Source organism: Pseudomonas marvdashtae (assembly GCF_014268655.2).
Lineage (GTDB): Bacteria > Pseudomonadota > Gammaproteobacteria > Pseudomonadales > Pseudomonadaceae > Aquipseudomonas > Aquipseudomonas marvdashtae.
In genome coordinates, this window is sequence record NZ_JABWQX020000001.1 from 2870899 (window position 1) to 2895982 (window position 25084).

General features: G+C 62.5%; 18 protein-coding genes and 1 pseudogene. 10 read left to right on the forward strand and 9 right to left on the reverse strand.

Going from position 1 to position 25084, the window contains the following annotated elements:
• Positions 1-43: 43 nt before the first annotated feature.
• A complete protein-coding gene (locus HU742_RS12895; protein WP_186632526.1) occupies positions 44-1126 on the reverse strand; it encodes a 4-oxalomesaconate tautomerase in 1083 nt (360 codons plus the stop codon).
• A gap of 168 nt (positions 1127-1294) precedes the next feature.
• On the opposite strand from HU742_RS12895, the gene HU742_RS12900 reads away from it, so the two are divergent.
• Positions 1295-2185 carry a LysR family transcriptional regulator gene (locus HU742_RS12900; protein WP_024777250.1) on the forward strand — a complete coding sequence of 297 codons (891 nt, stop codon included), beginning with the start codon at positions 1295-1297 and terminating at the stop codon, positions 2183-2185.
• A 134-nt stretch (positions 2186-2319) separates the two neighbouring features.
• Here HU742_RS12900 and HU742_RS12905 read toward each other — a convergent pair whose 3' ends face one another.
• Genes HU742_RS12905 through HU742_RS12915 form a run of 3 tightly spaced genes read right to left on the reverse strand, consistent with a single transcriptional unit; the run spans position 2320 to position 7825 of the window.
• A complete protein-coding gene (locus HU742_RS12905; protein WP_186642737.1) occupies positions 2320-3486 on the reverse strand; it encodes an alpha/beta hydrolase in 1167 nt (388 codons plus the stop codon).
• 47 nt (positions 3487-3533) lie between these two features.
• Complete coding sequence (locus HU742_RS12910; protein ID WP_186642738.1) at positions 3534-6665, reverse strand: efflux RND transporter permease subunit; 3132 nt, start codon at positions 6663-6665, stop codon at positions 3534-3536.
• Positions 6662-7825: an efflux RND transporter periplasmic adaptor subunit gene (locus HU742_RS12915; RefSeq protein WP_186642739.1), complete on the reverse strand. Its 1164-nt coding sequence runs from the start codon at positions 7823-7825 to the stop codon at positions 6662-6664. Before HU742_RS12915 ends, HU742_RS12910 begins: the two co-directional genes overlap by 4 nt.
• Positions 7826-8004: 179 nt before the next feature.
• On the opposite strand from HU742_RS12915, the gene HU742_RS12920 reads away from it, so the two are divergent.
• From HU742_RS12920 to HU742_RS12940, 5 genes are all read left to right on the forward strand, one after another.
• Positions 8005-8814: a MipA/OmpV family protein gene (locus HU742_RS12920; RefSeq protein ID WP_225923568.1), complete on the forward strand. Its 810-nt coding sequence runs from the start codon at positions 8005-8007 to the stop codon at positions 8812-8814.
• Positions 8814-9500 carry a response regulator transcription factor gene (locus tag HU742_RS12925; protein WP_186632538.1) on the forward strand — a complete coding sequence of 229 codons (687 nt, stop codon included), beginning with the start codon at positions 8814-8816 and terminating at the stop codon, positions 9498-9500. The genes HU742_RS12920 and HU742_RS12925 overlap by 1 nt, the downstream gene beginning before the upstream one ends.
• Positions 9469-10854: a sensor histidine kinase gene (locus tag HU742_RS12930; RefSeq protein WP_186632541.1), complete on the forward strand. Its 1386-nt coding sequence runs from the start codon at positions 9469-9471 to the stop codon at positions 10852-10854. Before HU742_RS12925 ends, HU742_RS12930 begins: the two co-directional genes overlap by 32 nt.
• Positions 10855-11001: 147 nt before the next feature.
• Positions 11002-11475, forward strand: coding sequence for a (2Fe-2S)-binding protein (locus HU742_RS12935; RefSeq protein WP_186610296.1), 474 nt, complete (start codon positions 11002-11004; stop codon positions 11473-11475).
• A 13-nt stretch (positions 11476-11488) separates the two neighbouring features.
• Positions 11489-13729 (forward strand): xanthine dehydrogenase family protein molybdopterin-binding subunit, encoded by a 2241-nt coding sequence (locus HU742_RS12940; RefSeq protein ID WP_186642740.1) that lies wholly within the window; start codon positions 11489-11491, stop codon positions 13727-13729.
• Positions 13730-13890: 161 nt separating this feature from the next.
• Here the strand turns inward: HU742_RS12940 and HU742_RS27105 are convergent.
• Positions 13891-14412, reverse strand: a pseudogene (locus HU742_RS27105) (methyl-accepting chemotaxis protein); the annotation flags it as partial.
• A 1166-nt stretch (positions 14413-15578) separates the two neighbouring features.
• On the opposite strand from HU742_RS27105, the gene HU742_RS12950 reads away from it, so the two are divergent.
• Positions 15579-16727: a MalY/PatB family protein gene (locus HU742_RS12950; RefSeq protein WP_186642741.1), complete on the forward strand. Its 1149-nt coding sequence runs from the start codon at positions 15579-15581 to the stop codon at positions 16725-16727.
• Positions 16728-16868: 141 nt separating this feature from the next.
• On the opposite strand, the gene HU742_RS12955 is transcribed toward HU742_RS12950, so the two are convergent.
• Positions 16869-17273 carry a VOC family protein gene (locus HU742_RS12955; RefSeq protein ID WP_186632552.1) on the reverse strand — a complete coding sequence of 135 codons (405 nt, stop codon included), beginning with the start codon at positions 17271-17273 and terminating at the stop codon, positions 16869-16871.
• A gap of 185 nt (positions 17274-17458) precedes the next feature.
• On the opposite strand from HU742_RS12955, the gene HU742_RS12960 reads away from it, so the two are divergent.
• On the forward strand, positions 17459-18316 hold the full coding sequence (locus HU742_RS12960; protein WP_186632555.1) for an SDR family oxidoreductase: 858 nt from the start codon (positions 17459-17461) through the stop codon (positions 18314-18316).
• 142 nt (positions 18317-18458) lie between these two features.
• Here the strand turns inward: HU742_RS12960 and HU742_RS12965 are convergent, their stop codons facing one another.
• The 3 genes from HU742_RS12965 to HU742_RS12975 are packed head-to-tail and all read right to left on the reverse strand — an operon-like array spanning position 18459 to position 19941.
• Complete coding sequence (locus tag HU742_RS12965; RefSeq protein WP_186642742.1) at positions 18459-18902, reverse strand: DUF421 domain-containing protein; 444 nt, start codon at positions 18900-18902, stop codon at positions 18459-18461.
• 7 nt (positions 18903-18909) lie between these two features.
• Entirely contained in the window at positions 18910-19428 is a 519-nt protein-coding gene (locus tag HU742_RS12970; protein WP_186642743.1) for a hypothetical protein, read from the reverse strand.
• Between the two features lie 12 nt (positions 19429-19440).
• Positions 19441-19941 (reverse strand): CinA family protein, encoded by a 501-nt coding sequence (locus HU742_RS12975; protein WP_186642744.1) that lies wholly within the window; start codon positions 19939-19941, stop codon positions 19441-19443.
• Between the two features lie 169 nt (positions 19942-20110).
• On the opposite strand from HU742_RS12975, the gene HU742_RS12980 reads away from it, so the two are divergent.
• Both HU742_RS12980 and HU742_RS12985 read left to right on the forward strand, forming a co-directional pair.
• Entirely contained in the window at positions 20111-20722 is a 612-nt protein-coding gene (locus HU742_RS12980) for a Yip1 family protein (protein WP_186632567.1), read from the forward strand.
• A 154-nt stretch (positions 20723-20876) separates the two neighbouring features.
• Positions 20877-25022, forward strand: coding sequence for a CheR family methyltransferase (locus HU742_RS12985; protein WP_186632570.1), 4146 nt, complete (start codon positions 20877-20879; stop codon positions 25020-25022).
• Positions 25023-25084 lie beyond the last annotated feature (62 nt).

A 25084-nucleotide genomic window follows, 5' to 3' on the forward strand; every position in this document is an offset into this window, starting at 1 on the left:
TTGTTGTTATTGAGTCGCTGATGCAATGACGAGGTCTGCCTGGCTATCCGGCCATGCGCCGGGAAACCTTGGCGTAGACGAAACCTGAGAAAAGCCTGCGCGCGGTACGTACCACCGACGCGCGAATGGTCTCACCCTTTTCACCGGTGTAGGACAACACGACATCGATGCCACCGCTGGGGTGCTCGATGCGAACCTGCTGCAGACGCGGCTCGCTGACGCCACCGATCAGGTTGGCCGCGACGCTGCCGTCGGTCACGCAAGCCGTCGCGATACCGATGGAGCCGGTGATCGCCAAGGCGCGATGACAGTTGTGGGGCATGAAGTAGCGCACCTGGAGGGTCCCGCCAGACGAGGCCGGCGACACCAGGACCGGCTTGGGAATCACCTTGTCGCTGACATCACCCAGGCCCATCGCCAGGCCGGCTTTGAGCCGCAAGGATTCCAGGCGCTGCATGAATGCCTTGTCAGCGTCCAGTTCAGCGGGGCTTTCGTCACCGCGCTTGCCCAGGTGGCTGGCCTCGACGATCAGCATCGGCATCGCCATGTCGATGCAGGTCACCGCAATGCCGTCGATCATGTCCAGGGGTTGCCCGGTCGGGAAGAGTTTCCCCGTCTTGCTGCCTGCAGCGTCGAGAAAGGTCAGTTGCACCGGAGCGGCGGTGCCGGGCACGCCGTCGATGGCGGTGTCGCCTTCATAGCTGACCTTGCCTCGGGGGGTGTGCACGTCGGAATTCACGAACGTCCCGGTATTGAGGTTGCGAATACGCACCCGGGTCAGGTCGCCGGTAGCCTTGACAAGCCCCTGCTCGATGGCGAACGGGCCGACGGCGCAGAGCATGTTGCCGCAGTTGGGCGCGGTGTCGACCCGGCGCTGGGAAACCATGACTTGGACGAACAAATAATCCACGTCTGCTTCGGGATGCAGCGATGGGCTGACAATCGCGACTTTGCTGGTCTGTGGGCTGCCGCCGCCGATGCCGTCGATTTCCAGTTCGTGACCGGAACCCATCAGGTTGATCAGCAGCTCGTCACGTTCGGCGATGGCGACCGGCAAATCCCAGGCGAGAAACACCGGGCCTTTTGACGTACCGCCGCGCATCAGCACACAAGGAATTCGTTTCATGAACATTAACTCTTGTTGATCAATCTGGATAATTGATGTTCTGGACACAAGAGTGGCAGGGTTTAAAAAGTGTTTCCAATGCAAAGATCGTAGAGATTATTGCGTTTCACAAATGAATTACCTTACGATAATTGGCATCGCGCAGCCCCTCTCCGCCGAGGTAAAAACATGGAATATGAGCTTCAGGACATACGATCTTTCGTGAAAATCGCCGAACTCGGAAGTTTCCACGAAGCTGCCGATGCGCTGCATCTGTCGCAACCGGCCCTGAGCCGACGGATGAAAAAACTCGAGGAAGGCCTGGGCACCGCACTGCTCGATCGCACCACCCGCAAGGTCAGCCTGACGAGCGTCGGCCGTGACTTCCTGCCCAAGGCCCGGCGTTTGCTGGACGATTTCGACGATTCGATTCTCAACATCCGCGAACTGGCTGAACGGCAGATCGGCCGGGTGACCTTGGCCTGCATCCCGACGGCAGCATTCTATTTCCTGCCGTCGGTGATCCGTCTCTACAACGAACGCTACCCCAAGATCCGTATCCGCCTGCTGGATCTCAGCGCCAATGAAGGACTGGAAGCGGTCCTGCGCGGCGAAGCCGATTTCGGCATCAATATGATGAGCGGCCAACACCCGGATATCGAGTTCGTGCCACTGGTCAACGAACCCTTTGTCTTGGCCTGTCGGCGCGACCATGAGCTGGCTGGACGCAGCGCCGTGACCTGGTCTGAACTCAGCGACTATCGACTGATCGGCGTGGGACGCCTGAGCGGTAACCGCATGCTGCTCGACCACGCCTTGTCCGGCCTGAGCTGGCGTCCGCAGTGGTTTTATGAAGTGCAGCACCTGTCCACCTCGCTGGGTCTGGTCGAGGCGGGCCTTGGGGTGTCGGCGATGCCAAGCCTGGCAATGCCTGCCGGCGACCATCCAACCTTGGTCAGCGTGCCGCTGATTGAGCCGGTGGTGAATCGATCGCTGGGCCTGGTCTATCGACGGGGCGCATCGCTGTCCCCCGCTGCGGAGAAATTTGTCTCGATCCTGCTGGAACAGTGGCCGCAATAGCGGCTGCCCGATGCAGCTCTTTTTCGCTGCCATACTCGTCAGTGGTGACTGACACCGCTGCGTACTCATCAAGTCAACACCGGTGAAACCATGGTGGTGGATGGTGGCAATTGCCTGGTGGAGAACAAGGCGCCTTACTCAGCCACCGCCAACACCTGACGAATCACCCCCGATTGCCACTGGAAATAAGGGTTGTAGGTCAGCCGCGCATGGATTTTACCCGGCTCGCTGTAACCCCAATCCGAATACCAGACCTCTTCCCCCGCTTCGCACCGGGCCACTTCGTCGGCGTTGCGGCTGTTGCGGCAGAACCGCAGGGTGCCGGAACGACCGTAGAGCGGGTTCGTTGGCGAGAACAGAATGCCCATGTGGGAGAACTGGCTGATTCGTTCGTCGGCGATGCGGTCGGTACGCGTCAGGACGCGTGAATCGTGGGGGGCGCCGCTGTTGTCGGCCGGCGCCGCCTGCCCATACCAGATCAACCGGCTGGAGGAATGGGTAAATCGGTGTTTGAACAGTTCCCGCACGTAGCGCACGTCGACCACTGAATCCTGCTCAGTCAGGACAATGGCCACGGGACGGTCGAAGTCTTGGTGTTCGATGAGCCGACGAACCGCGACGCTGCTGCGGTAGAACTGGGCGAAGCCGTTGGTGGGGACGTTGTGGTAGCGCACCGCCGATTGTTGTGGCCGGGTGTTGTCGGGGGCCAATATCCAGGTCTTGAAATGCGCCAGCCAGGGCGTGGCCCAGTCATAGGATTCGCTCGATCGAAAGGCCGGCGAAAACAGCACGAGGCCCCTGATGTCCGGGTCGTTGATGGCGTATGCCAGCGCAAGATTGGCGCCGGTTGAGAAACCGCCCAGGTAAACGTCCGGATAATCCTTGCGCAGCAGAGCAACTTGCTCTTCGACCAACTGTTGCCACTGTTCCAGCTGCACGTCGATCAAGTCAGCCGGCTGGGTGCCGTGCCCCGGCAACAACGCAACGCGCACAACGAAGCCTTGCTCCGAGAGATCCTGGGCGATGTCGACGAAAGACCAGGGTGAATCCCCCAGGCCATGCAACAGGAGGATAGCTTTGCTGGACGGCCCGTCGGGGCGCACTTCGTAAGGCGCGTTCCAGGCAAGTTCATCGCTGCGGTTGGCAGTCTGGAACACCCGCCGTTCCTCGATCCATGCCCGTGATGCCTGCGTGTAATCATCAAAGGTCGCAGGCTCCGTCCGGGCGTCGGCCGCGCTGGGTTGCCGGGCACACCCGGCCATCAGCGCCAGGCACGCCACGGTAGCGGCGACGCCCAGCATGAGCGGACGCCACGACGGAAAAACAGTGCTGATCCTTGCTGGAACCTTCAACGCTTACTCCCCGCTTCGCTGCCCAAACCGTTCGCCTCGTCAGGTAGCTCCCCTTGCGAGAGCACGCCATGGATGCGCTTGTACAACCACTGCGCGCCATCGTCCACGTAGGAAAACACTACGGGAATGACCAACAGGCTCAGCACGGTCGAGGTGACCAGCCCGCCGATCACCACGATCGCCATCGGCGCGCGAAAGCTCGGGTCGGTTCCCCAGCCCAGTGCGATGGGCATCATGCCTGCGCCCATCGCGATTGTCGTCATGATGATCGGTCGTGCGCGCTTGGCGCAGGCATCCAGGATCGCTTCGTGGCGACCCAGGCCGTGGTCCCGACGGGCCAGGATGATGTAGTCGATCAGCAGGATCGAGTTCTTCGTCGCAATGCCCATCAGCATGATCAAGCCGATCATCGAGGGCATCGATAAGGTCGAGCCGGTGATGAACAGTGCCAGGAACGCGCCGGGCACCGAGAGCACCAGGGCGACGAGGATAGTCACCGGTTGCATGAAATCTTTCAGCAGCAGGACCAGCACCATGTAGATGCACAGCACCCCGGTCAGCATCGCTACGCCAAACCCCGAGGCTAGCTCGCCCATCGCTTCTGCATCGCCGACGGACGTCTGCACCAAACCTGGCGGCAGCTCGCGCAAGCTCGGCAGGGCAAGCACGGCTTGCTCGATGTCGCCCAGCGCCTGGCCATTCGTCTCGATCTCGATGTTGACGTTGCGCATGCGGTCGAATCGTTCGATTTGCGCGGGGCCACTGGCGATTTCCAGCGTTGCGACATTCTCCAGCGCGACCGGACCACGGGCACCGGGTACCGGCAGCCGCTTCAGCGTCTCGAAGTCCTGGCGAGCGGCATCGGTCAGCCGCACGACAACGGGTACCTGCCGCTCGCTGAAATTGAGCTTGGCCAGTTCCTGGTCGTAGTCGCCCAAGGTTGCAACGCGCAGCGTATCGGCGATTGCGTTCGAGGTGACGCCCAGGTCGGCGGACCTGGCGAAATCGGGCCGGACCACCAGCTCGGGGCGCATCAGGCTGGCGGTCGAAATAACGCCGCCGACGCCCGGCACCCCGCGCAGTTCACGTTCGACCTTCTGCGCATGCCGGGTGAGCAAGGCGCCGTCCTCGCCAGCCAGCACCAGCACATAGTTTTCCGATTCACCCATGCCGACTTTGACGCGCACGCCAGGCAAAACCGTGAGTGTTTCGCGCAGCTGGTTTTCGATCTGCTGTTTGGTCAGGCCCGGACGGTCGTCGCGGTGAGTCAGGTTCAGCGTCAGCACCGCCGTGCGGACATTGGCGAGTCCGCTGCCGGCCGGCGCCATCGGATCAGCGCCGGCGCGGCCATCGCCCACGGCGGTGTAGACCTTCTTGACGTGTGGGTTCTGTCCGACAAGCTCCCGCGCCTGTTCGGCCAGCACCAGTGTGTCACCCAGCTTGCTGCCGGGCGCAAGTGTGAGGGTCACTTGGGTCTGCCAGTCGTCCTCCGGCGGAATGAAGGTGCCCGGCAACACCGCCGCGAGCATCAGCCCCGCAGCGAAAAAAACCACAGCGCCGAGACTGGTCACGGCACGATGGCGCAGGCACCAGCCTGCCCAGGACAAATACGGGGCCAGCCACCAAGCCGGCCTGCGCTCAGGCTTCTGCGGCGCCCGCAGCAGGTAGGCGGCCATCATCGGCGTCAGCAGGCGGGCAACGACGAGGGAGAAAAACACCGCTGTCGCCGCCGTCCAGCCGAACTGGACGAAAAACCTGCCGACCGTGCCGCTCATGAATGCGGTGGGCAGAAACACGGCGATCAGCGTAAACGCCGTGGCGACCACCGCCAGCCCGATCTCATCGGCGGCGTCCATGGCCGCCTGATAGGGTTTCTTGCCCATCTGCAAATGTCGCCCGATGTTCTCGACCTCGACGATGGCGTCGTCCACCAGCACGCCAATCACCAGCGACAGCGACAGCAGCGTGACGATGTTGAGGGTGAAGCCCATCCAATGCATCACCGCAAAAGTCGGTATCGCCGACAATGGCAACGCGACTGCCGTGACGAAGGTCGCTCGCCAATCCGGCAGGAACAGGAACACCACCAGCACCGCCAGCGCCGCCCCTTCGTAAAGCAGGTGCATGGAGCCCTGGTAATTCTCGATCACCGGATCGACCAGGTTGAAGGCTTGGGCGATGGTGATTTCAGGGTGCCGCGCCTTGAGTGTGTCGAGGGCCGCGCGCACCCCTTCGTCGACTTCTATTTCTCCGGCGCCTTTTGCCCGGAGGATTTCGAAGCCGACCACCGGCTCGCCGTCCAGGAATGCCGCCGAACGGCGCTCGCCGACGGTGTCGGACACCGTGGCAACCTGGTCGAGCCGAATGCGCCGGCCGTCGCTCAAGGTCACATCAAGCAAGGCGATTTCCTCGGCCGACTGCACCGTGGCAAGGGTGCGTACCGTTTGCTCGATCCCGCCCAGGTCGACACGACCGCCCGAGGCTTCTTGTTGGATCTGGCGCAGTTGCCGCGAAATGTCCAACGCCGTGGTGTTCAGCGCCAGCAGGCGCGCCGGGTCGAGGTCGATGCGAATTTCCCGGGTCACCCCGCCGACACGATTGACCGCCCCCACGCCAGGCACCGCCAGCAAGGTCTTGCTGAGGGTGTTGTCGACGAACCAGGACAGCGCTTCGTCGTCCATGCGCGTGGCCGCCACCGTGTAGGTCAGGATCGGCGAGCCGGCGAGCTCGTTCTTCTGGATCACTGGGTCGCGCAGGTCGGCGGGCAGGTCCGCCCGTACCCGGGAGACGGCGTCACGCACATCATCCAGCGCTTCCTGCGTGGGCTTCTCGAGGCGGAACTCGACCGTGATATCGGCGTTGCCGTCGGTCAAGATGCTCTGGATATGCTTGACGCCCTGCACCGTCGCCAGCGAATCCTCGATCTTGCGCGCCACATCGTTTTCCAGTTGTTCGGGTGAAGCGCCGGGCAGCTCCACCGAAACGGTGACCATGGGCAGGTCGACATCGGGGAAGTTCTGGACCTTCATCTTCCAGAAACCCATCAAGCCAGCGAGGGTCAGCAAGAGGAACAACAGGACGGAAGGCGTCGGATTGCGGATCGACCAGGACGATAGATTAAGGCTCATTGCGCGCTCCCGCGTGTCAGGCTGTATGCCGAATGGCTGGCTGGGTTGCTGCTCGGATGGCTGCGCGACTGGACCACCCGCACGAGGTCTCCCTCGGCGAGAAAACCGGCACCGGCCTCGACCACGGCCGCCGTGCCGTCAATACCGCCGATGATCTCGACGCGATCGCCGACGCGGCGTCCCACCGTCACTTTGACCCGGCTCACCTTGAACTCGGGTCCGATCTGAAGGACGTAACTGAAACCGTCATGCTGCAGCACCGCGCTCTGGGGCAGCGTCATCATCCGCTCGGCGCCGACCTCGAACTCGCCGCGCGCGAACATCCCGGCACGCGCCGCGGTGCCCGCCGGGAGGTCGACGTAGACCAAACCATTGCGTACCTGCATGTCCACCGTCGGCGCGACCCTGCGCACCCTGCCCTCGATAGCCTCGCCGTTGGCCGCGATCACCCGCACCAACTGGCCAGGAGTGAATTTACCCAGGTCCGCTGCGGCGACTTCAGCGCGCCATTCGAGCCGACCGTCGCGAATCAGCCGGAACAGTTCCTGGCCGGCGGGCAGCACCGCACCCACCGTGGCATTGCGCGCGGAAATCACCCCGTCGTCGGGCGCCATGACCTGAGTCTGGGCCAGGCGCAGATGTTGCAACCGCTCCAGCGCCCTCGCTGCGTCCAGCCTCGCCCGCGCCGTGTGTTCGGCCGTCACGTGCAGATGAACCTGTTGCTTGGATAACGCCCCGCTCGATTGCAGCTCCCGGGCGCGCTGGGCATTGCCCCGTGCTTCGGCGAGCGTCGCCTGCGCTTCGGCGGTGGCGGCGCGACGCTGCGCGAGTTCGGCGGCGAGCGTTTCCGGAGCAAATGTGGCGAGCACCTGGCCGCGCCGGACCTCATCGCCGACGTTCACCTTGACCTCGGCCAACCGCAAGCCATCGGCTTCGGTGCCGACGCTCGCTTCCTGCCACGCCATGACGTTGCCATACGCCAGGACGCGGGTCGGCTGCATGGCCGATTGGAGTTGGGTGACGGCCACCGTGAGCGCAGGCCTGGCCGGAACTTCGGCGCTATTGGGGCCCGCGTCAGGCGAAACGGTCATCATCACGACGACGATGGCGCAGGCCAAGGTCACGACAAACAGAACGACATGCCGTGTCTTTTTTTTCATGGGGATCGTATTCCTGCGCAAGAGGCCGCGTGATTGCTTGAGGCGGCCACTATCCGACAGGGAACCTTTCGGAACTCTTACCAGCGAAAAGGTTGTTATCCAGACCCAACGGTAAGTGTCCAGTAAGAAGAAGTTTTCAACGATAGGGACGCTTTCATCCTATTGATCTGGAGACCGTCATGCGTTCCATGCCCTTGCCCACCTCGAAAAATTCAATTGCGACACGGCTGACTACGGCCACCTCTGTGTTTGTGCTGGGCTTGTGCGCGTCAATGGCGGCCAGCGCCGACGAGCCGGAAGGTTCCCAATGGGGGCTTGGCGTGGGTGCGGTCAGCAGCCAGCAGCCGTACAAGGGCATCGACCGGGACAGTGAAGCCCTGCCGCTGATCTACTTTGAGAATGAATATGTGCGGGTATTCGGCCCTACCGCCGAGATCAAGTTGCCGGGCCTGGACCTCAGCGAGACCCAACAGCTCGAATTCAGCATCGTCGGCGAGTACGACTTCAGCGGCTACGACGACGATGACGCGCGGATTCTCGATGGCATGAGCGATCGCGACGGTGGTTTCTGGGCAGGCGCCAAGGTGAAATGGCTCAACGAGGTGGCCGATGTCAGCGCCGAGTGGCTGGCCGACGTTTCAGGCAACAGCAAGGGCCAGCGCTTTGCCCTGGGACTGGAGAGGTCGTGGACATTTGGCGAGCACATCATGCTGACGCCACGCCTGGCGGCCCTATGGCAGGACGATAAATACGTCGACTACTACTTCGGCGTTCGCGAAAGTGAAGCTCGCGCCGACCGGGCGGCCTATGATGCGAAGTCCGGTATCAATACCGAATTCGGCGTTCGTGGAAATTATATGTTCGATGATCATCACTCCGTATTCCTGGACCTCAAGGCGACGCGCCTGTCCGATGAAATCAAGGACAGCCCGCTGGTGGATCGATCAACCGAGAACAGCGTGCTGTTCGGCTACCTGTACCGTTTCTGATGAGCCGCATTCTGCTGGTCGAGGACCATGAACGCCTGGCGCACCTGGTGAGCAAAGGCTTGTCGAGCGCCGGGATCGCCGTCGACGTCATCAGCCGCATCGATGCCGCCTGGGCGGCCATCCAGCAGGTGCCTTACCAGGCGCTGATCCTCGATCGGGGCTTGCCGGACGGCGATGGGCTGGTCCTGCTGCAGCGTTTGCGCACTGCCGGGCTGGGCCTGCCGTGCCTGGTCCTGACAGCGCGGGACGCGCTGCATGATCGGGTCGAAGGCCTCGACGCCGGGGCGGATGATTATTTGCCCAAGCCGTTCGCCATGGACGAAATGGTTGCCCGCGTACGGGCATTGCTGCGTCGCCCGGCGGAACACCGGCCATTGGCGCCTGCCCACGGCGACCTCAGCGTGCAACCCGACACGGGCATCATGTGCAGCACCGAAGGCAGCGTGCCGCTGGCGCCTGCGGAAATGCAGATCATGCTGTTGCTGCTGCGCAAACCCGGTGAAATCGTCCGCCGCAGCGCCATAGAGGCGGCTGCGTGGGGCCTGAGCGAAGCCGTGACGCCGAACGCCCTGGACGTGGCCCTGCATCGTATCCGCCGAAAGCTGCTGGCGATCGGCTCCCATCAACGGATAGTCAATTTGAGAGGCCTGGGTTATGCCCTTCGTCAGGACGACTTGGCGCAATAGCATCAGCTTCAAGGTGCTGCTCGCCTACGTCGCGGGCGTGGGATTGAGCATTTTGCTGATTGCACTCGGCGTGTTCGCACTGGTCACTTCCAGGAGCGACATCCTGCTGAGTACGGACGTCGCCGAGCGCACCCATGAACTGTCCGGCAAGCTGCTGTTCGACGCTACCGGCCGGCCCACCGGGTTCGACAACAGCGAGGGTGACCGGATCTGGACCTTCAAGAGCCTGGGGGCAGAAATCGGCTACCGCGTGCTGGATTCGGAGGCAAACGTCGTCCAGACGTCCACTGACGCGGCGTTCTGGTCGTCCGTTGCAACGGAGCATCCGACGAAGCAGTCGCGCTTCAAATTCGAGCGAGAAGGCATCCTGATGTACGCCGCCACCGCCCCGCTGGAACATGACGGCAAGGTCTGGTATCTGCAATTCGCCGCCAGCGAACGGCTCATGGAACTGCTGCATGAGGGGTTCGCCTGGCCGTTCATGGGCGCCGGAATCGTCCTGTTCAGCCTGGTGCTGCTTTTCGTCTTCGGCGCCTGCGCCTACTTTACCTTGGGCTATGCGCTCAAGCCCTTGCGGGAGGTCTCGGAATCAGCGGCGGCCATTTCCCCGCGCTCCTTGCACTCGCGGCTGGAGGTCAAGGCCGTGCCGTCCGAGGTGGCGCCGCTGGTGACCAGTTTCAACAGTGCGCTTGAGCGCCTGGCGCATGGCTACCGCGTCCAGCAGGAATTCCTGGCGACCGCGGCGCACGAGCTCAAGACGCCCCTGGCGTTGATCCGCGCCCAGATCGAATTGATGGAACCCAGCAAGGGCCGCGACTCGCTGCTCGACGATGCCCGGCACATGACCCGCCAGGTCCAGCAACTGTTGCTGCTGGCCGAGACGAGCGAAGCGCACAACTACAGCCTCGCCGCCGTGGATGTCATGGAGGTCGCCCAGGAAGCCGCCAGTTATCTTCAACGCATGGCCGATGCGGCCAATGTGCGCGTCGTCCTGGCGGGCCATGTAGATGCGCAAGCGCCTTGGCAGGCCGACCGCAGCGCCCTCTTCACCCTGCTGAAAAACCTTCTGGAAAACGCCATCCAGCACGCCCCAGCCGAAACCGAGATACGCGTTGAGCTGAGCGCAGATACGTTGACCCTGCGCGATTGGGGCCCCGGGGTTGAACAAGGCCAACTCGCTCAGATATTCACCCGTTTCTGGCGCGGCGCTCATCGACGCGACCACGGCGCGGGACTGGGCCTGACGATCTGCCAGGAGATCGCCCAGGCCCACGGATGGACGCTCGTCGCGCGCAGGGCCGAGCCGGGGTTGTTGTTTTGTCTGTCCCGGCCCGCCCCTGAGCAACCCGCCTGAGCGCATGCGCTCAGGCGTGCTCACTGCCAACCAAACCTACAGGGTATTTCTGCAAGATTGGGCAATCATCGGACCGGATCGTGCAAGCTATCCCAGCCGATGCTTTCTATATTAATCGGTGCCAAACCTTCTGGAGCTGGTCCGACAATGAGCGCCCTCAATATCAATGGCCGTGAGCACACGGTAGACGTAGACCCCGGTACCCCGATTCTTTGGGCCTTGCGCGACACGCTGGGCATGACCGGTACCAAATTCGGCTGCGGTGCGGCCTTGTGTGGCGCCTGTACCGTTCACTTGGATGGCCAGGCCATCCGGTCCTGCGTGACGCCGATCGCCGCGGCGGTTGGCAAGAAGATCACCACCATTGAAGCGGCGACCGATGGCAGCGACCCGGTGGGCAGCGCCGTGCATGAGGCCTGGGTCAAGCACGATGTGGCGCAATGCGGTTACTGCCAGAGCGGCCAGATCATGAGCGCCACGGCGTTCCTCAAGGCCCAGCCCAAGGGCAAGCAACCTACGCCGGCCGAGATCGATTCGGCCATGGCCGGCAATATCTGCCGCTGCGGCACTTACGCCCGCATCCGCGCCGCAGTGGCCGATGCCGCCAAAGCCCTCGCCTGACAGGAGCTAGCCCATGCTGAACGAGATTTTTCCAAATGAGCTGCCGCGCGCGCTGCAACACCTGCTGGATCGCGACGGGACTGAAGGCCCAGCCACCCTGCCCCGGCGCAGCTTTCTCAAGATCGTCGGCATCGGCGGCCTGGCCTTGGGCGCGTTCCCTCACCTCGCCTTGGCGCAACAGGCCAATGGCGCGAGCGAAGGACCGCTCAAGCCCACTCAGCAACCTTTGGCCTTCGTACAGATCGCGCCCAACGGCGAAGTTACCGTGACGATCAATCGCCTGGAGTTCGGCCAGGGTGTGCAGACTGGCTTGCCAATGATCCTCGCCGAAGAACTCGACGCCGACTGGACCCTGGTGCGCACGCGCAACGGCAGCAACGATGCGGCCTACATGGACCCGGCGTTTGGCATCCATCTCACCGGCGGCTCCAATTCGATCAAGAACAGCTACACCCAGTACCGCGAACTGGGCGCCCGCGCCCGCGCCATGTTGCTCGCCGCCGCAGCCGCGCGCTGGAACGTCGACGCCGCGAGCCTGACCACGCAAAACGGCAAAGTGCTGGGCCCGGGTGGCCGCAAGGCGACTTACGGCGAGCTGGCCGAAGCCGCCATGGCGATGCCCGTGCCGGAGAAAGTCACGCTCAAGGATCCCAAGGATTTCCGCATCATCGGCCAGGCCACGACCCGCCTCGATGCCAAGGTCAAGAGCAGCGGCCAGCAGGATTTCGGCATCGACATGCGTCTGCCGGGACAACTGACCGCCGTGGTCGCTCGCCCGCCGGTGTTCGGTGCCAGGATCGCGTCTCTGGACGACAGCGCGGCGCGCGCAACCAAAGGCGTGAAAGCCGTGCTGCGCGTGCCGCTGGATGGCGGTGCCGAAGGCGTTGCCGTGGTCGCCGACGGTTACTGGCAGGCAAAACTTGCGCGTGATGCGCTGAAGGTCGAATGGGACGTGGCTAAAGTCGAAAAGGTCGACACGGAAAAACAACTGGCCCAGTACCGGGAGCTGGCCGGCCAACCCGGCGCGCTCCATTTCGATGCCGACATGACACCCCTCGCCTCGGCCCCGCACCGGTTGGAGGCTGAGTTTGTGTTCCCCTATCTGGCCCACGCCCCAATGGAGCCGTTGAACTGCACTGTTCAGCTATCCGAAGGCCGCGCCCAGTTGTGGGTCGGCACCCAGTTCCCAGGCGGCGACGCCGCGGCAGCGGCGAAGGTGCTGAACCTCAAGCCCGAGCAAGTCCAGGTAAATGTACAGACGGCGGGCGGCGGTTTCGGTCGTCGTGGCGTGCCGACCAATGATTTTGCAGTGCAGGCTTGTGAAGTGGCCAAGGCCGCGCGCGCTGCGGGGCTTGATGCGCCAATCCGCACCCTGTGGAGTCGCGAGGACGATATCAAGGGCGGCTACTACCGTCCGCTGAATCTGCACCGCGCGCGCATCGGCTTTGATGACAGCGGCAAGGTGTTGGCGTGGGATCACGCCCTGGTCGGGCAGTCCATCCTCGTCGGCACCCCGTTCGCGGGGCAGATAAAGAACGGCATCGACCCCACCGCGACGGAAGGCATGCGTGATCCCTATCCCTTGCCGATGCGACTGACCGTGCATCACCCCAAGCTCAACGTGCCTGTGCTGTGGTGGCGCAGCGTGGGTTCTACTCATACCGCGTTCGTGATGGAGACGCTGATCGACGAAATCGCCCGTACGACGAAACAGGACCCGGTGGCATACCGGATGAAGCTGTTCGGCGACCAGAACCCCCGCCATCGCGCCGCGCTGCAACTGGCGGTGGACAAGAGCGAGTACGGCAAACGCCAGCTGCCGGCGGGCCAGGCCTGGGGCGTGGCGGTGCACGAGTCGTTCAGTTCGGTGGTGGCCTATGTGGTGCAAGCCTCGGTGCAGGATGGTCGTCCCGTGCTGCACAACGTGACGGCGGGCGTGCACTGTAATCTGGTGGTCAACCCGCGCAGTGTCGAGGCCCAGGTACAAGGCGCAGCCCTGATGGGCCTGTCGATGTGCTTGCCCGGTGGCGCGATCACGCTCAAGGATGGCGTCGTGCAACAGAGCAATTTCGCCGACTTCAGCGTGCCGCGCATTACCGACATGCCGCAGATCGCCGTCCACATCGTCCCCAGCGCAGAGCCGCCGACCGGAATGGGCGAGCCCGGCCTGCCCGCCTTGGCCCCGGCATTTGCCAACGCCATTGCGAGCCTGACCGGGAAACCGCTGCGGCAGTTGCCGTTCAACCTGGCGTAGTCGCAAGCAAGTGACAACCCGTCGATCGTCGATCGTTCCCACGCTCCTGCGTGGGAACGCCGCCAGGGACGCTCCGCGTTCCGCTTCTGGGGGGTGACGCGGAGCGTCACGGGATGCATTTCCACGCAGAGCGTGGGAACGATCATCAGTTCGTATCGACGCTATTTTCGCCCAAGCTGCCGGTCTGTCCCATGAAACGCCTGCCCCAGCGCCGCCAGCCGCTCCGCCAAAGGCGGCAGGCATTGGCTGCTGCGGGTCAGCACGGCGATGTTGTCGGCGTTGCGCTCGGCCACGGCCTGCACGGTTTGCAGCCGCTCATTGATGCCCATTGACGCCGCGGACTGTTGCTGGGTCGTGCTGGCGATCAGATCGTTGAAATGGTTGATCACCGCGATGTCCTCCACGACGGCATGCAGCAGCTGCGAGGCCTGCTGGCTGGCGGACACGCAACGCTCGACCCCTTCGCGGCTGTCTTGCATGGCGATGGCGGCCTGGCGGCTGCCCTGTTGCAGCTTGGCGATGATCTGCTGGATTTCCGTGGTGGATGTCGAGGTCCGTTGTGACAGCGTCCGGACCTCGTCGGCCACCACGGCGAACCCGCGCCCCTGCTCACCGGCGCGGGCCGCCTCGATGGCGGCGTTGAGGGCCAGCAGGTTGGTTTGCTCGGCGATGCTGTTGATCACGTCCAGCACCTGGCCGATCTGCTGCGCCTGCTCGGCGAGCAGTTGCACGGTTTCATTGGTCAGGTTGATGCGCCCCGCCAATTCGAGAATATCTTCCCGGGTCTGGTCAACGGTGGTGCGCCCCCGGTTGACTTGCTCGTTGGCCTGTCCGGCGCGTTGCAGCGTCTGGCCGACATGGCCGGTAATATTTTCCATGGCCTGCATCAACTGGCCGATCGCGCCGCTCATCTGCGCCACTTCGTCCAACTGGTGCCGGGCACCGTTTTCCAGGGTCTGGCCGACCTGGGACAAATCCTGGCCGAGGTCCGACAGCTGGCGGGTGTCGCGTACCACGCCGTCCACCAGGCGGGTCACTTGCGCGAGGAAATGGTCGAAACGCTCGCCGGACGAGACTTTCACGCCCTGGCTGCGTTGTGTACCGGGGTCACGGCTCAACTGCGCAGCGGCGGCCAGCACCTTGTCGAGCACGTCCTGGTTGTCCGTTGCATCGGCCAGGCTCTGGTTCGCCAGGTAGATCAGAATCACGCTTTCGACAACGACATAAAAGGCATGGACGAAAATCATCGTCCATCCACCGTGGGCATCCATCACAAATACCGGGTATCCCAGATGCTGGAGCCAATGAAAACCGACGTGGTGAACGGCAATGGTGGCGGCGGCCACGACGATCGGCAGCCAATCGCGATAGAACGTCAACACCGCCAGCAGCACGAAGATGCCGAAGTGGAACTCGATCACGCCGCGAGTCTGGTTGATGTGCAGCGCCGCCATGACCATCAGCGCCATGGCGATGATGCAGCGCATGGCACGGGTGCCGCCAAGGCCGCGGTAGAGCAGCGTGGCCAGCAGGCACGTCGGTGCACCGATCAGCAATGCCTGGGTGAAGGTCGAATGAAGAAATGCCAGGCCCAGCGAATACAAGAGCGTGAGCCAGAGCAGCCCGAGCATGATGCGATCGGCTTTGCGGTAGTGATCGTTAAAGCGCAGGGGCGATGTCATCGGGGCTGTCCTTGTCATGAACGGGTGTCCGTCGTCGGCGTATCGACGTCTCGGGACGAAACTGTAGCGCATTGCGGCCAATTAATGGCAATTAGCTACCAACCTTTTTGTTCAGCTTCTTTGCTTTATGATGGCGCGATTCCGACTCCCTGACTGATGGAACCACGATGACTTTCGATTTCGACCTGGTGTTCGAACGCCACGGCACCGGCAGCACCAAATGGAGCCGCTATCCAGCCGAGGTATTGCCGATGTGGGTGGCCGATATGGATTTCGCCGCACCGCCAGTGGTCATCGATGCGCTGCGCAAGCGCCTGGAGCACCCGATGCTCGGCTACAGCGTGGCCCAGGACAACCTGCGCGCCGCCATCGTGGCGGATCTGTGGAGCAAATACGCCTGGCGCGTCGAGGCGCAGCAGATCCTGTTCCTGCCGGGGGTCGAGCCGGGGTTCAACATGGCGTTGCATTCCTTGGTCGAGCCGCAGCAAAACGTCGTGGTGCAGGTCCCGAACTACCCTCCTCTACGGCAGGCGCCGGGCCATTGGCACCTGAACAAGGTGGAGCTGGCGTTCACTCCGGTCGATGGCGAGTTCCATACCCCCCTGGCCGAACTGCGCGACGCCTTGCGCGGCGGCGGCGCGCTGTTGCTGAGCAACCCGCACAACCCGCTGGGCAAGGTGTTTGGGCGCGAAGAACTCAAGGCCGTGGCGGACATCTGCCTGGAGCAGGACGCCTGGATCATCTCCGATGAAATCCATGCCGAGCTGTGCTTCGATGGCCGCGTGCACATCCCCACCGCGTCCCTCAGCCCGGAGATTGCCGACCGGACCATCACGCTGATGTCGGCCAGCAAGGCCTACAACATCGCAGGGCTGAAGACTTCGTTCGCGATCATCCAGAATGCCAAGCTGCGCGAGCGCGTCAACGGCGCCAGGGCCGGCATGGTCGACAGCGTCAACGCCCTGGGCCTCGAAGCGACCCGTGCCGCCTACAGCGAAGCGGGCCCGTGGCTCGACGCGTTGAAAGGCTACTTGCAGGCCAACCGCGATTATCTGGTCGAGGCGGTCAAGACTCGCCTTCCCGGCATCACCATGACCGTGCCCCAGGGTACTTACCTGGCGTGGCTGGACTGCTCGGCGCTGGGGCTGGACGATCCGCAAGGGTTTTTCCTGAAGGATGCCAAGGTCGGACTGAGCGCCGGGCTGGATTTTGCTGACGACGCAGGACAATTCGTGCGCCTGAACTTCGGTTGCCCGCGGGCGTTGCTGGAAGAAGGAATCGCGCGGATGGAACGCAGCCTCAAGGCCAGGAGCTGATCAGGCCGACAATGAGCCCTTTTGTGGCGAGGGGATTTATCCCCGCTGGGTCGCGCAGCGGCCCCGTTTTCCTTACGGTCGCTGCGCAACCGAGCGGGGATAAATCCCCTCGCCACAGGAGCGGATCACTTCAGACGGGGGTCAGTCATGCATATCCGGCGTATGCACGAAGCACAGCTTGTTTCCCTCCGGATCCCGGCAATAGGCGCCGTAGTAATCCTTTGAATATTGCGGCCTCGGGCCCGGGGCGCCTTCGTCGAAGCCGCCCATGTCGATCGCCGTCTCCCAGGCGTCGCGTACGGCCTGCTGCGAGTCGGCGGCGAAGCTGACTTGCATGCCGTTGCCCCACGTGGCCGGCAGGCCGTTGATGGGCACCTGGACGAACACCTGCGGCCAATGTTTGCCGGGCTGATGCCAGCCTTCCCCGGGCGGGCCCGAATCGTCTTCGCTGGGCATGCGCTCCAATCCCAGGCAACCGAGGACGGCATCATAAAACGCGACCATTCTAGTCAGGTCACGTGCACCGATTTGTATGTGACTGAACATGCCCTTCTCCTTTTCAAGCCGTATCCCGTTTGGAGAATACGGCGTCGCCTGCGTTCACCGATAGCCCCTGGGCAGTCGACGAAACGCCTCTGCCACGCTCATCGATTGTTGGGGAAATCCGACCGAACTCTGGCCAAAAAACCGCAGTCCACCCTCCATCGCAACCACTTGGATGGAGAACGACAATGGCCAACTACCCAACCCCACCTTTCCCGAAACAAAGCCAACCCGTGCCCGGCAGCCAACAGAAGATGGACCCGTACCCGGACTGCGGCGAACAGAGCTACAAAGGTTCCGGGCGCCTGGCGAACAAGATCGCCCTGATCACCGGCGCCGACAGCGGCATCGGGCGCGCCGTGGCGATTGCCTTCGCCCGAGAAGGCGCGGACGTAGCGATTTCCTACTTGAATGAACATGAGGACGCCAAGGAGACCGCACGCTGGGTCGAAGAGGCCGGTCGCCAATGCCTGTTGCTACCCGGTGACCTGGCGGACAAGGGGCAATGCCGCAAGGTCGTCGATGAGACCGTGGCGCGCTTCGGGCGCATCGACGTCCTCGTCAACAATGCCGCGTTCCAGATGACCCATGAGACCCTGGAAGAGATCCCGGACGAAGAATGGGTGCGCACGTTCGATATCAACATCACGGCGATGTTCAGGATCTGCCAGGCCGCCGTGCCACACATGAAGGCCGGGGGTTCGATCATCAATACCACCTCGGTCAACTCCGACATGCCCAAGCCGACGCTGCTGGCCTACGCCACCACCAAGGGCGCCATCGCCAACTTCACCGGTGGCCTGGCGCAAATGCTCGGGTCCAAGGGCATCAGGGTCAACAGCGTCGCGCCAGGACCGATCTGGACGCCGCTGATTGTCGCCACCATGCCCGAAGAAGAGGTGCAGAATTTCGGTTCCCAGACACCGCTCGGCCGTCCTGGCCAGCCGGTGGAAGTGGCGCCAATTTTCGTGCTGCTGGCGTCGGATGAGTCCAGCTACATCTCCGGCTCGCGGTACGCGGTGACGGGCGGCAAGCCGATCCTCTAAGGTAAGGAAGCGCACGTTCCACCGTGGCGAGGGAGCTTGCTCCCGCTGGGCTGCGAAGCGGCCCCAAGATTTTGCGGCCGCTGCGCGCCCGAGCGGGAGCAAGCTCCCTCGCCACAAAAGCACTGCGCGCCAAGGCTTAGGCTCACTCCTTGGCAATCACCGAAATCTTGCCGTTGCGCTCGATAATCGCAAACTTGATCTGCTCCAGGGTCTCGATGCCCTGGCTCGAGCGTGCCGCCTCCATGATGTCCGCTTCCGCCAGCCGGGCGTGGCGCATGCGCCCCTGAAGGATGCGGCCGTCCTCGACGATGATCGTCGGCCCGCCGTCGATCAGCCGCGACACCCAATTGGAACGCAGCTTGAGCAACGAAAATCCGACATCGATGGCGATCAGTGTGACGATGACCATGAACGCGTTGGTCAGCGAGAAATCGTCCCCCAGCAACGCCTGCTGGGTAGCCTCGCCAATGATCATCAACAGGACGAAATCGAAGGTGGTGATCTCCGCCAGCGAACGTCGGCCGGCGATCTTGAACAACACCATCAATACCGCATACATAACGGCGGCTCGCAGTACCGAATCCATACGTCACCTAAGGGAAGATGAATTGATTGAAGCTCACTGTCGCCCCGCCAGGAATAACGATGCGGCTGTGATAAGTCCCGACGCCTTCGCTGAGCAATGACAGGTGCAGGTTGGCCTGCCCCTGGCTATCCGCCTGGATCCAGAGCTTTACACCCTGCCCGGCGGCAGCTGAGCGTATGGGCTGCGGTTGCACGCTCTGGACATCGAACGCCTCCAGCCAATCGCCCCCGAGCTCGACTTCCAGCACCGCGTTGGGCGCGCCTTTGAGACGCAGGACCATCGGATTGGTCGAGCCGTTGCGATGGAACGCCTCGTATTCGACGCCAATGTTGCCGTCAGCGCTTTGCAGTTCGCGGCTGCTCAACGGCCCGCGGGAAAACAGCCCGAGCAAAGTCAGGATGACCAACAGCACCAATACGTACCAGCCCACCCGCTCGAACCGCCAGACCTTATGTTGGTACACCATGTCTTCGCGCACCGGAAATTCGCGGCTACGGTGGTCGTCTTGCTCCCATTGATCGGTCATGGGCGCACTCTCCTAGCGGCGTTCACCCGCCACGGCACGTTGGTGATACCGGGGCAACTGCTGCAAGACGTACTCGCTGGCCTGCAGTTGCACCTGGTGACGGTCGCCAAAAAAGCGTTCCTGGCGGCTGAACAGCGCGCGCTGGCCGTTCACTTGGAACGCCCAGGCAAAGCAGATCGTGCCGGCGGGTATGCCGTCCTTATCGTCCGGCCCGAGCAGGCCAGTGGTAGCGACGGCGACGTTGGCGTTGGCGTCGTGCAGCGCGCCAAGGGCCATTTCCTCGGCGACTTCGCGACTGGTGAGATTGAAGGTGTCGATGGTGCGCGGCTTAACGCCGAGCAAGCGCTGCTTGGCTTCCGGGGAATACACCACATAGCCGCTTTCGATCAGCGAACCGCTGCCCGGCACTTCGGCCAGGAGCGTGACGATCAGCCCGGCAGTGCAGGACTCAGCGGTGGTCAGGCGCAAGTCATGCTCGCGCATGTAATCAACCAGGGATTGGGCAACAGTCATGGCATACAGTCCTTCATGGATGCTGATGGGTTGACCCCTGCCGTTTTGAATCATTCCCTTTATCGCGCCGTCGCGCCGCCCGGCCAAATAAATGAAACCCCCGGCCGATCCCGTACCTCATAACGGTATGAGCCTCATTGCGGAGGCTGTCCCTGATCAGGAGGTCGTCATGTCTGTACTTTTCGTCAAACTGTTCACCCATCCCGAATTCGCCTGGGTGGACATTCGCGAGCAGGAACAGGCTCATCCACACCACTACCTGGCCCATTTGTTGTTGCTCGCACTGATTCCGGCGGTGTGCCTGTTCATCGGCACCACCTGGACCGGTTGGAGCCTGGCCGAGAACGAAACGGTGAGGCTGAGTCGCGCCAGCGCATTGCAGTTGTGCGCGCTGCTGTACCTGACCATTGTCATTGGCGTCACGTTGATGGGGCTGTTCATCCGCTGGATGTCGCGCACGTTCGAAGCTCGCCCCTCGATCAACCAGTGCATCGGATTCGCGGCCTACACCGCTACACCGTATTTCCTCGCCGGGATCTGCGGCCTCTATCCCAGCCGATGGCTGGCCGTAGCGGTGCTGCTGGCGGCGTCGGCCTATTCGACGTTCTTGCTGTTCGTCGGGCTGCCGAAATTCATGAACCTGAAGAAGGAACAAGGCCTTTTGTACTCGGCCAGCGTCTGGGGTGTCGGCTTGCTGGTGCTGGTGACGATCATGGTGGAAATGATCCTGCTGTGGTTCAACTACTTGCAGCCGGAGTACCTTCGCGTGCCGGTAGGCTGATTCGCCTTGAAGGCGCACAATGCCTGAAGGGGCGGCGTTGCAGGCGTCCGTTTTCGCAATCTTCGCGCAACCCGACTATCCTGCGAGTTTTTGTATCAATGAAATCGAGTCGGCAGCGCCGGACCGCCCCGCCGCCCTTTAAGGCCAAACTTATATGTCATCTCCTAGCAAACGCTCTCCCAACGTGCCGCAACGACGAGAGCTGAGCCCCAGCGAATTGGACTTCCCCGTAGTGGGAATCGGTGCCTCCGCGGGTGGATTGCAGGCCATCAAGCAATTTTTCGAACACATGCCCAAGGACAATGGCATGGCGTTTGTCGTCGTCTTGCACCTGGCACCGGATCATCAAAGCGTCGCGGATAAAATCATCCAGGAATCGACCAAGATGACCGTGCTGCAAGTCACCGAGACGGTGCCTATCGAGAAAAATCACGTCTACGTGATCTCCCCGGCCCATCAACTGTTGATGAATGACGGTTACTTGAAGATTTCCCCGGCCGAACCACGCCAGGGCGGACACGTGGCCATCGACCTGTTCTTTCGTGACCTGGCCGACGTGCACAAGGAACGGTCCTTCTGCCTGGTGCTGTCGGGTACCGGCTCGGACGGCGCGGTGGGGCTGTCGCGAATCAAGGAACAAGGCGGCGTGACCCTCGCGCAATCCCCGGAAGACGCGGAATTCGATGGCATGCCGCAAGCGGCCATCGACACTCAGATGGTCGACCTGGTGTTGCCCGTTGCGGAGATGCCGCAGAAACTCCTGGAGATCTGGCGCAACTCCCAGGCCATCCGCCTGCCGACCGCCAATGACCCGGAGATCCATACCCAGCCTCCTACGTCGGAACGTGAGGCCGCCGTCGCCGAACAGTTGCTGCATGACATCCTGGTCCAGCTGCGGTCCGGCACCGGGCACGACTTCAAACACTACAAGCGGGCCACCGTGCTGCGCCGCATAGAACGGCGCATGCAGGTTACCGCCCAGCCGGACCTGAGCGCCTATTACGCATATTTGCAGGGCCATCCGGAAGAAACCAAGGCGCTGTTGGGCGACCTGCTGATTGGCGTGACCAATTTCTTTCGCGACCGCGATGCGTTCGAGGCCCTGGAACGGGACGTCTTGCCCCTGCTGCTGCAACCGCTCGAGCCGGCCAGTGCGCCGCCCGAGGAAATACGCGTCTGGTCGGCCGGCTGCTCCACCGGTGAAGAAGCCTATACCTTGGCAATGTTGGTCAGCGATCAGCTGCAACACGAGAACAGCTCGGCCAAACTGCAGATCTTCGCCACCGACATTGATGAACGCGCCATAGCCGTCGGGCGTAACGGCGCCTACCCGGAAGCGATCATTACCGACGTGCCGCCGACGCGCTTGCGTCAGTACTTCATGAAGGACGGCGCGTCTTATCGGGTGCGCAAGGAAATCCGCGAGCGCGTGCTGTTCGCCAAGCACAGCCTGCTGTCTGACCCGCCCTTCTCCCAGATCGACCTGATCGTCTGCCGGAACCTGCTGATCTATCTTGATCGCGAGGTGCAACGCGAAATCCTGCAAATGTTCCACTTCGCCTTGCGACCGGGCGGCTACCTGTTCCTCGGCTCCTCGGAATCGGCCGATGCCTGCCACGAACTGTTCGCCCCGGTGGACAAGCGCAACCGGATTTTCCGCGCCAAGTACGGCACCGCCAGCAGCCGCCGCACGCCAACCATGCCCCGTGGCGGTTACGTGCGCAGCAGCGCCTCGCCGGCCGCGCCGCTGGCACCGGTGGTGCGCAAAGTGTCATTTTCCGATATCCACCTGCGCGCCATCGAGCACGCCGCCCCGCCCAGCATGATTGTCGATGCCAACGCTGACATCATGCACATGTCCGAAAGCGCCGGTCGTTTCCTGCGCCATGTAGGCGGCGAGCTGTCGCGTAACTTGCTGACCTTGGTCAACCCGCAACTGCGCCTGGAGATCCGCACCGCGCTGTTCCAGGTCCAACAGAACGGCCAGCCGGTCAAATCCCGCCAGGTCAATCTGGAACGGGACGGACGACGCTACCTGGTGGATTTGCTGGTGCAGCCTTATCGCGACGACCAGTCCGACGGCGAGTTCGTACTGGTACTGTTCGAGGAGGAGGAAGCCGATCCCATCCTGCAGGCCGACGCCATCACCAGCCAGACTGAAAACCAGGTGTTGGCGACCCTAGAGCGCGAGCTGCAGCGGACCAAAGTGCACCTGCAGGACACGATCGAGCAGGCTGAGGTATCCAGCGAAGAACTGAAGGCCTCCAACGAGGAAATGCAGGCCATCAACGAGGAACTGCGCTCGGCCACCGAAGAGCTGGAAACCAGCAAGGAAGAGCTGCAGTCGATCAATGAAGAACTGCTGACGGTCAACTACGAGCTCAAGACCAAGGTCGAAGAAACCGACAAGATCAACGATTACCTCACCAACCTGATCGCCTCCACGGACATCGCCACGGTGTTTGTCGATCGCAGCATGCGCATCAAATGGTTTACACCGAGGGCCACGGATATTTTCAGCATGCTGCCGGTGGACACCGGCCGCTCGCTGCTGGACATCACCCATCGCCTGGACTACCCGGGCATGGCCGCGGACGCAACCCAAGTGTTCGAGTCGCTGAACATGATCGAGCGCGAGGTCAGCAGCAACGACAGTCGCTGGTACATCGCCCGACTGTTGCCATACCGCTCCAGCGAGGACCATATCGACGGCACTGTGCTGACCTTCATCGATATCACCAAGCGCAGGTTAGCCGAGGACGAGCTGCGCATAGGAGAGGAGCGCATGCGCCTGGTAGCCGAAAGCACCCGGGACTACGCCATCATCCTGCTGGATGAGCATGGTGTGATCACCAGTTGGAACACCGGGGCCGAGTTGATCTTCGGCCACACCAAGGCTGAAGCCGAAGGGGCCTATTACGATTTTCTCTTCACCCCTGACGACCGCGCGCTTGGCGCTCCGGAAACCGAACTGAGCACCGCCCGCGTCAACGGCCGCTGCGAAGATGAGCGCTGGCACCAACGCAAGGACGGCAGCCGTTTTTATTGCAGTGGCGAAGTGACGCTACTCAAAGGCGACCACTTGCAGGGCTACGTGAAAATCGCCCGTGACCTCACCGGCCATAAGCGCATGCACGAAGAACAGACCCAGCGGCTGATGGAAACCCAGAACACCAGCCACCTGAAAGATGAATTCTTCGCGGTGATGTCCCACGAACTCAAGCACCCGCTGAACCTGATCCAGCTCAACGCCGAATTGCTTCGGCGCCTGCCCGTGACCAAGTCGGTCAGCGCGGCGGCCAAGGCGGTCAACACCATTTGCGACGCGGTCACCAGCCAGGCGCGGATCATCGACGACCTGCTGGACGTGGCGCGGGTGCGCACCGGCAAACTCAAGCTCAAGCGCCAGGCAGTCAACCTTGCCCGCGTGCTGCAAGACATCTACACCGTGGTGATCAACGACAACCACCCGAACAAGGTCACCCTGGAATTACCCGAAGGGCCCGGCACCGAGCTGATCATCAACGCCGACCCGACCCGGTTGGAGCAGATCATCTGGAACCTGGTGAACAACGCACTGAAATTCACCCCCAGCGGTGGCCGCGTGCAACTCGTCGCCAGCCACGACGGCCGCATGGCGCGCCTGGACGTGAAGGATTCCGGCGTCGGCATCGCGGCGGAGCATCTGAGCGAGGTGTTCGACCTGTTTGGCCAGGCCGAGACCCAGCACGCCACGCATCAACGCGAAGGGCTCGGTATCGGTCTGTCCCTGGTACGGCAGTTGACCGAAGCCCATGGCGGTAGTGTCGAAGTCAAATCCGAAGGGCTGGGCAAAGGCTGCACGTTCACCATTCGCCTGCCGTTGAGCAACGCCGAGATGGTCCCCGCGCCGCAAGCCTGCGAGGAGCAATCCGGACGCCTGAGCGGCTTGACGGTGCTGCTGGTGGATGACTCCCCCGAGGTGCTCGATACCCTGAAGTTGCTGTTGGAGATGGAAGACGCCCATGTCCTCGCTTTTGACCAGCCGCAGGAAGCCTTGAAAGCAGCCAGGGACGCCCGTTTCGACGTAGTGATTTCGGACTTGGGCATGCCAGTGATGAACGGCCATGAATTGATGGAGGCGTTGCGGCAGTTGCCCCACGTCAAACATATCCCCGCCATTGCCCTGACCGGGTACGGCGCGTCCAACGACCTGAAAAAATCCAAGCAATCGGGCTTCGACCAGCACATCGGCAAGCCGGTGTCCTATGACGAACTGATCGACGCGATCGAGCAGTTGCGGCGTTCGCAGGTTTATTAAAGGGTCGCTGGAGGCTAAAGGTGCTTGGTGGCTGGAACGGCTCTTGTGGCGAGGGGATTTAG